General features: G+C 68.0%; 11 protein-coding genes and 1 pseudogene. 6 read left to right on the top strand and 6 right to left on the bottom strand.

Annotation, left to right across the window (positions count from 1 at the left end):
- Positions 1-81 precede the first annotated feature (81 nt).
- Positions 82-381, top strand: a pseudogene (locus ACFQLX_RS25370) (peptidoglycan-binding domain-containing protein); the annotation flags it as partial.
- Between the two features lie 251 nt (positions 382-632).
- On the opposite strand, the gene ACFQLX_RS25365 reads toward ACFQLX_RS25370, so the two are convergent.
- Entirely contained in the window at positions 633-1,175 is a 543-nt protein-coding gene (locus tag ACFQLX_RS25365) for a PadR family transcriptional regulator (protein ID WP_386418836.1), read from the bottom strand.
- A 107-nt stretch (positions 1,176-1,282) separates the two neighbouring features.
- Here ACFQLX_RS25365 and ACFQLX_RS25360 point away from each other — a divergent pair, with 107 nt between their 5' ends.
- The 3 genes from ACFQLX_RS25360 (at position 1,283) to ACFQLX_RS25345 (ending at position 4,653) form a co-directional block, all read left to right on the top strand.
- Entirely contained in the window at positions 1,283-2,269 is a 987-nt protein-coding gene (locus tag ACFQLX_RS25360) for a zinc-binding dehydrogenase (protein WP_386418834.1), read from the top strand.
- Entirely contained in the window at positions 2,253-3,971 is a 1,719-nt protein-coding gene (locus ACFQLX_RS25355; RefSeq protein ID WP_465270554.1) for an MATE family efflux transporter, read from the top strand. The genes ACFQLX_RS25360 and ACFQLX_RS25355 overlap by 17 nt, the downstream gene beginning before the upstream one ends.
- A gap of 358 nt (positions 3,972-4,329) precedes the next feature.
- A complete protein-coding gene (locus ACFQLX_RS25345) occupies positions 4,330-4,653 on the top strand; it encodes a hypothetical protein (protein WP_386418832.1) in 324 nt (107 codons plus the stop codon).
- A 396-nt stretch (positions 4,654-5,049) separates the two neighbouring features.
- Here the strand turns inward: ACFQLX_RS25345 and ACFQLX_RS25340 are convergent, their stop codons facing one another.
- Positions 5,050-5,397, bottom strand: a complete 348-nt coding sequence (locus tag ACFQLX_RS25340) for a hypothetical protein (protein WP_386418831.1) — start codon at positions 5,395-5,397, stop codon at positions 5,050-5,052.
- Positions 5,398-5,581: 184 nt separating this feature from the next.
- On the opposite strand from ACFQLX_RS25340, the gene ACFQLX_RS25335 reads away from it, so the two are divergent.
- Complete coding sequence (locus tag ACFQLX_RS25335; RefSeq protein ID WP_386418830.1) at positions 5,582-5,812, top strand: hypothetical protein; 231 nt, start codon at positions 5,582-5,584, stop codon at positions 5,810-5,812.
- A 24-nt stretch (positions 5,813-5,836) separates the two neighbouring features.
- The gene (locus ACFQLX_RS25330) at positions 5,837-6,055 is read left to right on the top strand and encodes a hypothetical protein (RefSeq protein WP_386418828.1); all 219 of its coding nucleotides are present in this window, start codon (positions 5,837-5,839) and stop codon (positions 6,053-6,055) included.
- Positions 6,056-6,214: 159 nt separating this feature from the next.
- Here the strand turns inward: ACFQLX_RS25330 and ACFQLX_RS25325 are convergent, their stop codons facing one another.
- The 4 genes from ACFQLX_RS25325 to ACFQLX_RS25310 all read right to left on the bottom strand — a co-directional run bounded on the left by ACFQLX_RS25325 (position 6,215) and on the right by ACFQLX_RS25310 (position 8,916).
- Positions 6,215-6,586, bottom strand: a complete 372-nt coding sequence (locus tag ACFQLX_RS25325) for a hypothetical protein (RefSeq protein WP_386418827.1) — start codon at positions 6,584-6,586, stop codon at positions 6,215-6,217.
- A gap of 43 nt (positions 6,587-6,629) precedes the next feature.
- A complete protein-coding gene (locus tag ACFQLX_RS25320) occupies positions 6,630-7,004 on the bottom strand; it encodes a PIN domain-containing protein (RefSeq protein ID WP_386418825.1) in 375 nt (124 codons plus the stop codon).
- Entirely contained in the window at positions 7,001-7,255 is a 255-nt protein-coding gene (locus ACFQLX_RS25315) for a hypothetical protein (protein WP_386418823.1), read from the bottom strand. Before ACFQLX_RS25315 ends, ACFQLX_RS25320 begins: the two co-directional genes overlap by 4 nt.
- 1,040 nt (positions 7,256-8,295) lie before the next feature.
- Entirely contained in the window at positions 8,296-8,916 is a 621-nt protein-coding gene (locus ACFQLX_RS25310; protein ID WP_386418837.1) for a hypothetical protein, read from the bottom strand.
- Positions 8,917-9,112: the final 196 nt, after the last annotated feature.

The raw sequence follows: 9,112 nt of genomic DNA, 5'->3' as shown, positions 1-9,112 counted from the left end.
AACCCGTCTACCAGGGGCTTCACTCATGCGCCAGCCCAACTCCTCAGCACAGCAGCCAAGTTGGCAAAGCCTCACTGAGCGGCGACGGTGGGATTCCAGACCAGTAAAGGCTTGGAGAACAACGGTGTCATCGGCCCGCGGACCTGGACGGCGCTGCTGTCCTACGGCTCGATGCCTGCGCTGCAGTACGGCTCGGTCGGCGCGGATGTCAGCCGACTGCAACGGGCGCTGACCGCCGCTCTGGGGCGCACGGTGGGTATCGACGGCGAGTTCGGCCCCAACACCGAGCAGGCTGTACGCGACTACCAGACCACCCGCGGCCTGGGCATCGATGGCGAAGTCGGTTCTGAGACGTGGGGAGCGCTACAGGCGGGCCGTTAGCACACGTGAGTGGGGCGCTCCTCGCGGGAGGGCAAGCCGGATGATGAGGGTTAGTTCGCGCCGGTTAGTAGTCCTGTCAGAGGACGTTAAGTCCGTTTCTGGTAGCGGCCTCGTCCGGGCTGGGTGAGGACGCCTTGGCGGACGAGGCGCCCGAGACGGCTGCGGGTGATGTTGACGGATGCCTCGTCGGACCTGCCGTAGCGGGACGCCGGGACGGCGGCGTGACACCTGGGCAGCGGGCGCCCCGGGTGTCACGTCCGCGTACTCGTTTCCGTGGTCAGTTCATGGAGTGTCTCCTCCAGCCACGCCCGTTCGGCCCGGTTGGCCGCCCGGGCCGTGATCAGCATGCCCCTGCGGTAGCGGTCCTCGACGTCCTTGATGCGCGCCGGTTCGCCCGAGCGGCTGAAGAAGCTGGCGGGCCGGGTGAGGAAGTCCAGCCGGCGTCGGAGTACCGCGGCCTGCTGCTCCGGCTCGGGAAGCTGGCTCAGGAATGCCAGCAGCGTGAAGTATGAGCTGCTGTCGGTGATCTCAGACGCCTTGGGCTCCGACAGCCGCCGCAGCAGCTCTGCCCGCCCGCTGTCCGTGATGCGGAGCACCTGGCGGGTGGGGGCACCGTCGCCCGGCTCGGCCTGCCGCTCCAGATGGCCAGCCGCCCGCAGCCGATTGATCGCGGGGTAGAGAGCACCGTCGCTCACCGGACGACTGTGTCCTATCAGGTCCGAGATGACACGGCGGAGTTCATAGGCGTGCATGGGGCGCTCGGCCAGGAAACCGAGGATCGAAAGTGTCAACACGGCTCTCCTTCAGTGGTCGGATTCCAGACTACCTCTTTTCGAGTCACTCGGATCGAGGTAGCCTGCCGGGTGTGCCGACACAGATTGCTGGAGAAGGATCCGAGGTCATGCGGGCGATAGTGATCGACCGCCCGGGCGGTCCCGAGGAGTTACGCCTGCGTGAACTGCCCGTGCCACGGGGGCGCGAGGGCTGGACCCTCGTACGTGTGATGGCCTTCGGGCTCAACAGCTCCGAGCTGTTCACCCGCCAGGGCCTGGCCCCCACGGTCGTGTTTCCACGGGTGCCAGGCATTGAATGTGTGGGTGTCGTCGAAGCCTCGTCCGACCCGGGCCTCCCCGCGGGCACGGCCGTTGCCGCGGCCATGGGCGGAATGGGCCGACAGTTCGACGGCAGTTATGCGGAATACGCGCTGCTCCCTACGGAGCAGTTCATCCGCCTGCGGTCCGCTCTGCCCTGGACCACGCTGGCGGCGGTGTCCGAGTCATGTCTGACCGCGTACGGATCGCTCGAAGCGCTGTCCCTTCGGCCCGGCCACCGGCTGCTGGTCCGCGCCGCCTCCTCGTCCGTCGGCATGGCGGCACTCGCCCTCGCGGCAGACCCGGACGTCGAGATCGCGGCCACGACCCGCGATCTGAGCAAGGCGCACGCCCTGCAAGAGCAGGGCGCCCACCACGTGGTCCTCGACAGTGGATGCGGCATCCGGGACGCGGTGCGCACGGTATGGAGACAGGGCGCGGACCGGGTGCTCGATCTTGTCGGCGGTGCTGCCGTGCTCGACTCGCTGGCGGCGCTGACCCCGGGCGGAAGAGTCTGCAACTCCGGGATACTGTCCAGCACCTGGACCATCCCGGACTTCGAGCCGCTGGAGGACATCCCGTCCGGCGCGACGCTGACGACGTTCTCCAGCAGTGAGATCAATACCGGAGCCTGGGCGCAGGAGGCGCTCGACGGCATTGTCCGCAGGATCGCAGCAGGTGACTGCCGAGTCGTGATCGACCGGGTCTTCTCCCTGGACGAAGTCGCCGACGCACACCGGCACATGGAAGCCGACCGTGCCACCGGAAAGGTTGCGGCCGTTGTCCACCACCCCTGACACCCGCCCGTCCTCCGCGAAAGCGGCCGCCCTCACCCCCGCCGCGACACGATGGTCGCTGCTCGGCCTGGGAATACCGGTCTACCTGGAGCTACTCTCCGGAGTGGTCGCCGGGATCATCGATACGGTCTGGGTCTCCCGCCTGGGAGAAGCCGCGGTCGGCGCGGTGGCGATCGCCACCTCCCTGGAGAACGTCCTCCTCGGCATTATCCTCATGGCCAACATCGGGGCCACCGTACTGATCGCCGACGCCGTCGGCGGCGGGCGGCGGGCGGAAATCCCCGTGATCATACGAGCGGTGAGAGTCCTGTGGCTCGTCATCACACCGATCGTCGCGATCGGAGGATTCCTCTTCCGTGAGCCCATCGCGCGCCTGCTCGTCGGTGACGAGAGCGAGGTGCTCCGGCTCACGGTGGAGTTCTTCGCCATCTCCTTCCCCGGCATCATGGCCTTCTTCGCCCAGAACGTCGTCGACGGCATCTTCAAGGGCACCGGAGACACCCGTACACCGATGCGGATGGCGATCCTTGCCAACGTCTTCATCCTCGTGCTCGACCCACTGCTCATCTACGGCATCGGGCCCCTGCCCCACATGGGAGTGCAAGGAGCCGCCCTCGGCATGCTCCTGGGCCGCGGGATCGCCCTCGGCGTCAGCCTCACGCTGCTGCACCGCAAGCGGCTCGCCGACACCGGCGACGCCGAGCCGACGTCCCTCCGCTGGCCCGCCGCCCTGCGGCGGCTGCTGGGCATCGGCCTGCCGGCGTCGGGCGACTTCGTGCTTAGGATGGGTATCAGCGCGACGCTGGTGGGCATCGTCGCGCGCTTCGGTGAGGCGCCCCTCGCGGCCTACGGCATTGGTCTCAAGGTGCTGCTCTTCGTCACCATGGCCTTCTACGCCGTACGCCAGGCCGGCAGTATTCTCACGGCCCGTACCCGGGGTTCCGGCGCGGCCGCGGAAACCATGATCGGGCGGCAGAGCGCTCTGCTGGCCACACTGGTGGCCGCCGCTGCGGGGGTCGTGCTCGCGCTGGGCGGACGTCTGTTGATGGGACTTTTCACCGACTCGGCAGCAGTCGTGGACTCAGGTGGAGTTCTCTTCTGGTACTTCCTGCCATACCTGCTGCTGCTGGCCGGGGTGGTGGGGCTCGGAGGAGTCTTCACAGGAGGCGGGCGGACGCAGTCGCTGTTCTGGGTGACCCTGCTCGGCGCGACGGTCCAACTACCCCTCGCCTACGCCCTGAGCTCGGTGCCCGCCCTGGGGGTCGAGGGCGTCTGGCTCTCTATGAGCATCGGAACGGGAGCCCAGTACGTCATGGTGGCCGTGCTGTTCCGGCGATACTTCGTCGTATCCACCGCGCGGCATGAGGCCGGCTCCATTGGCCCGCCGCCGACGCCGTACTCTCCGCGCCCCGCCGCGCAGGCCTCGCCGCTGCCACCCGCTTCCACTCCGAGCACGGCCACCTGCGCGTCCCCGCCGACTACACCGACGCCTACGGCTACCGTCTCGGCTCCTTCATCACCGGCCAGCGCACCGCCCGCGCCCACAACTGGAAAGCCGCGATCAACGTCCTCGTCGGCTACTACGGCGACCGCATCGACCTCGACGGATTCCACCTCAACACCGCCGAGTGACCCACCCAAGCTAAACCAGCACAACGTCAAAGAAGAGGCATACACAAAAACCGAGACACTCCCCGGGTAGGGCGGTGAAGGATCGCCGCGTGTTTGCTCGGTGAGTTCGGCATGGACCCGGGAGGCGTTGCCGCCCCACAGTGCCAGCAGCTGGCGGACCTCGGGCGTCACGGTGAACGGCCCCGCTGGCAGCCGGCCCAACCTTCCCTTGCGACCGGGCTACGGCCAGCCACCTCCACACGGTCCGCTCCGACTTCCCCAACGCGTCGGCCACCAGCCGGACATGGAGCGATGCCAGCTCACCACGCGCCTCAAGCGCGAGGAGTCGCTGGACCGCAGCCATCCGACTCACATCGAGTATGCGTGCTCAGGATGGTTGAGCATGCGACCGGATCACCGGGCGTGGGCCGGCGTGCTGGGATGAGGGCATGAACACCGCCCCGCAGCCCGCCGTAGCCCGCGCCGTCACCGGATGGTCCGTCGCCGGGCTTGTCCTGCTCGTGCCGACCGTCGTCATCGCGTGGATCGCTGTACTCTCCACCTATCGCGGCAGTCGCTGCCTGATGTACGGCGAGCAGTGCTCGACGGTCCCGGGCGAGGCCCTCTACGGTTGCTTCGGGGGCGCACTCGCGGCGGGTCTTCTGGCACTGGTGTGGCCCCGAGCCCGGTGGAGGGGCGCCAGGATCGGGGCCGTACTGCTGCAGTGGGGTGCTCAACTCACGCTGGGCGCACTGATCCTCAGCGGCGCGTGAGGTCCCCTTTCCGCAGGCCACGCCGTCTTGTTCCGGTCGAGGCACAGCGGGTCGTCCTTGCCATTGGCATTCAGGTGGCCGCGCGCGAGGACCGCTGTCGGTCCTCACCGAGCCAGCTGTCGTGGCCCGACTCGCGTCGACTGGATTGGATGAGACTGCGACTAACTTCGGTATGAACAGACACTCACTTAGGGTGACAAGTGCTTGTCATGCCCCCTGTCGCGCTGCCTGTCACGTCGCTGGAAGGCCGGGTGGCAGCACTGCCCGGAAAGCCGATCAATTCGGACATTAAGGCGTGGAATTGGCCCGGAACCCCTTCTCCGGGCCGTTTTCGCGTGACAGGCGTGGCAGCGTGACAACCTTCCGGCGGGTGATCAGGCTCCGTGCGGGGCCGGGTCAGGGGATCTGCCGGATCGAGGCATCGTGGTGGCTGGTGGAGACGGGCATGTCCACCGGGTGCAGCCAGCGCAGCGGCACGGTCAGGGTGTCGATCCGGAGCAGTTCGACGGGCTCGCCCTCGGCGTCCAGGAGCATCCCGCAGACCTGGTGGCCGCTCCCGAGCGGGAGGCCGACCTCCCGCGCCTGCTCCTCGGTGAGCTCCACCGTGATCCGGGTGCTCGCCCTCATCACCAGGCTGTGCGCGGTCCGGGCGGTGGTGTCCACGTCGACCACGGACAGCGGGAAATACGTGCCGCGCAGCCAGCTCAGCGGCCACCAGGAGTCGCCATCGTCTCCGGCCGGCACTGGCCGATACGGCAGCGCGAACGACACCTCGCAGCGGTAGGTCTCGCCCTCCGGACGTCCTTGGTGCGCAGCCTCCAGGGTCCTCCCCGCCGCCCAACCGCCGGGTTTCGTCCTACCGTCCCGGAGCCCCCCCGCCCCGGCGCTACCGTGAACAGACACGCCAGCAACCGCCCAGGAGCCCTGGATGAGCCAGCAGCTGGCCCCCGCGCCTGCCCGCCAGCCCCTCGATGAGCACGCCGCCGAATCGGTCCGTGCGTACGCGGCCGACCAGCGGGCCCGGGTCGACGTCCTGGCCTCGGTCCTGGAGGACATCGCTGCCAACGGCTACCCCGCGCCCGAGTCCGGCGTGCCGTGGGAGACCGCCTGCGACGCCCACCTCGCCCGCCTCGCCGACGAGCAGCCCCGTGTCGCCTGAGGTGCGCGCCGCTTCCAGGTCGTCATGGTGGAGCCCGCGCTCACCCAGCTCGCCAAGCTCACCGCGTCCGAGACGCACCGCTTGGACCGCGTGATCGTCGCCATCAGCGTCAACCCGGAACTGGGCACCGAGGTGCCCGGCACCCTGCTGCGCGATTATGCGGACGAGGTCGACGGAGTCCGGGTGATCTACTACGTCACCGCCCTGAGGACGATCACGATCGTGGGGTACGTCGAAGCCTGAACCCCACAGCAGTCCCGGATCCGATCGGGTCCGGGGCGCTGCTGTGTCTGCTGCTCGGTTGCTGCTGCGGGTGATTCGTGGCGGCCGGAGAGCGATGACATTCGAAGGCCGGCCCCGGGGCGCCGGAGGGCTACTGCTCGGGTAGCCGGCTGCGCGGGGTTAGTGGCCGATGGCGGTGAACAGTTCGGCGCGAGCGTTGCTTTCCGGTAGGTCCTGGGCGAGGAGGATATGCGGGGTCCAGGAATCGCCGGCGTCCTGCCCCAGGCGGGCGGCCCGTACGCTGTCGGCGCCGAGTGCGGTCAGGGCGCGGTGTTGGTCGTCGATGTGGGCTTGGAGGTCGGTGGCGGCTTCACCGAGGTGGGCCGCGCGTACGACGCGTTCGGGGACGGCTGCCTCCAGGCCCGTAGTGGTGGCGTCCAGGGTGGTGACTTCGAGGTGGGCGCACAGCGGGGTGCTGGCCAGCTCCACCGCGATGGCCTGCAACACGTGACGGGCGTGCGCTTCGTCGCCGGCGAGGTGGAGGACGCCCACGTGTTCCATAGGAGCGGCGCGTCCGGTGGAGTGGCGTTCTGCATCAGGTGGGGTCGAGTGGTGCGATGCCGGTACCTGCGTACAGTTGTGGGGCGCACGACAGCACGGTTACGGGCTCACCGCTCTGGGCGGCTTGCCAGGCGATCGACGCCGGATGGGCCACCGGCCACTGGATATCTGGCCACCCCATCGTGTCGAGCGCGTGCACCGACGTGAACGGCACCTGCTCGGCGAAGCGCAGTGCCGCAGCGTGCGTTCCGCAACCGGTGAGCTCGCGCTCGGCGGCGAGGATCGACAACGATGGGATCAGGACGCGCCCGGTGCCGCGCGAAGCCTCGATGTAGACGCCGGTGAAGAATTCATCCGCCCGGTACAGCGCGGTCAACGCGGTGTGGTCCAGGACGACCGTCAGGCTCACGCGGCAGCACTGCCTCGATGAGCGCGGATCGTCTCCCAGGCTGCCTGGCCAGCGCTGCGGACCTGCGCGGTGTACTCGATACCGAGTTCCCTGGCGGCCTCGGCGGCGCGCTGCTCCTGCTCGGCCTCGGTGAGCTGACTGGCGGCGAGCTCCTCCAGCAACTCCGTTATGGTCGTGCCGCGTTCCTGCGCGAGGACACGCAGCCGGTCGCGGACTTCCTCGGTGGTCTTGACGCTGGTCGGCTTACTCATAGCCAGATTCTACCAGCGGTAGAACCGAGGTGGTGGCGATCAGCAGCAAGACCCCCCACCGCAGCCCTCCCACACCCCGCCGCGTGTGATTGTGCGGTGTGGTGTCAGCGGGTTGGGTGTCAGCGGGCCCGAGCTTCGCTGAAAGCGTGTTGACCTGCTATTTCAGATGCCGTTAGCAATGTTTCACCGCTGTCATGCGATAAGGAAATGGCTGTCATGGTCTGCGAGTTGGGCATCAGCTCGGAGAGCCTGCGGGGGTGGGTGAAGAAGGCGCGGGCCGCCGAGGCCGCGCCCGCGACCGCCGTCCGGCAGGGGACGACGCAGCTGGCGGACCTTGGGTGTCACGGTGAACCGCCTCGCTGGCAGCCGGCCCAACCTTCCCTCTAGCCCGTAGGCCAATGTGGGTTCGGCGTGCCGTCATCGCTCATGTGTGCCCGCTGCCAGATCCCTTTCCAGTTGAACGGCGTCTCCGGGACGAACCGGTGCTGCTGCCCGCACGGACATGGCGTCAGTACCCACGTGCAGCCACGGCACAGCTCCACCCAGCCGTGTCCGGTCGAGTTCGACATCAGTGGTCTCTCGTCGCCGCAGGCGGGGCAGCCGGGGAGGTCGGCGCCGTCGAGAATCGTGTTCTGTCGCTGGACGTACTCAGGCAGTCGCAGTGATGGATGGCGAAACGGGTCTTCGTACCAGGCGCGGTTCGGGCTCTCCCACCAGCTTCGTAGCCACCACGGTCGCGGATTCGCTACAGCGCGTCGCCCCGCCCGCTTCTCTGCCCGGCGGTGTGCGGCGTACTCCTCCGCTCGTGTGAGCCACAGCACCCGCGCCTCATGGAGTTCCTCCACCGCCCGCACCAGCGCGTCTGGGTCTGTCTCCAGTCGCCGGGGGATCGCGGCGCTGAGCGTGAGGTGGTGGTAGGTCGCCCGGAAGCCGTACGGGGCGAAGAGGGTGATGCAGGTGCGCAGTGCGCAGTGCGCTGTGTCGGCGGTGGAGGAGGAGGCGGGTGTCGTGCACGTGCGCTCGGTGGGTAAGGAAGCTGGTCATTGTGTGGGGGGCAGGTCCAGTGCCCGCGCCAGGGCGGCAGTGACGGCGGCGTCGTGTGCTGGCAGGTGTTGTTCAGCCCAGATTCCGGCAAGGCGGAGGAAGTCCTGCAAATCCTGCTGGGCGCCCGCGATGAGCCTGCGTGCCTGGTCTACCGGCAGTTCGGTCACCGGGCTGTCGTCCGTTTCGTAAGCGTCGAACGTCAGCCGGACAATGTCGCCAACGCGTTCAGCCATGGACGACGGATCGTGGCCGAAGTAGGAGTAGCCGGTGCCGTCGAGAACCTCCAGCCAGTCCCGCCAGGTCTCAAGGCCGTTGCAGCAGCCCGGCTCGACGTAGACCTTGTGGGTGGTGTTGTCGCTTACCCGGAATCCTCCGGCAGCGAACAGGTCAGGCATGGTGAGGAGCCCGTGCAGGAATGTGCCGAGCGGGTCGGTCGGGCACGGCCCGTGCTCCTCCTCCGACTCGAAGTCGTTGCAGTCAGCGATCTGCATAACCGCGGTGCCGACTTCCGCTGGGGCGAGCTCCCCGTTCAGCACGAGGTAGCCATATGACTCGTGTTCCCCAACCGGCCAGAGCGCGAAGTCGTCGGCGACGGAGATCTCCAGAACGGGTTGCATCACAATCACATGGGGATGATGCCGGACCCACTGTTACACCGCCACGGGATTTCAGCCGGCTATGGCAGCGGCATGCCCAGGTGCACCACGATCTCCCGAGTTGCATGAGCGTGCCAATTATTGGTCTAGTCATGTCAGTGATCATGAAATGGTTTCGTACAGTAACAACCAGCACCACCCCACCCCGTCCCACCCC

The sequence above is a fragment of the Streptomyces polyrhachis genome (genome assembly GCF_042663125.1).
Lineage (GTDB): Bacteria > Actinomycetota > Actinomycetes > Streptomycetales > Streptomycetaceae > Streptomyces > Streptomyces polyrhachii.
Note: the sequence above shows the minus strand (reverse complement) of the source record. Positions and strands in the feature narration are given on the sequence as shown.

Coding starts and splice junctions, on each gene's coding strand:
- ACFQLX_RS25360 (WP_386418834.1), top strand. CDS start 1,283: ATGCGGGCGATAGTGATCGACCGCCCGGGCGGTCCCGAGGAGTTACGC.
- ACFQLX_RS25345 (WP_386418832.1), top strand. CDS start 4,330: ATGAACACCGCCCCGCAGCCCGCCGTAGCCCGCGCCGTCACCGGATGG.
- ACFQLX_RS25335 (WP_386418830.1), top strand. CDS start 5,582: ATGAGCCAGCAGCTGGCCCCCGCGCCTGCCCGCCAGCCCCTCGATGAG.
- ACFQLX_RS25330 (WP_386418828.1), top strand. CDS start 5,837: ATGGTGGAGCCCGCGCTCACCCAGCTCGCCAAGCTCACCGCGTCCGAG.
- ACFQLX_RS25315 (WP_386418823.1), bottom strand. CDS start 7,255: ATGAGTAAGCCGACCAGCGTCAAGACCACCGAGGAAGTCCGCGACCGG.
- ACFQLX_RS25310 (WP_386418837.1), bottom strand. CDS start 8,916: ATGCAACCCGTTCTGGAGATCTCCGTCGCCGACGACTTCGCGCTCTGG.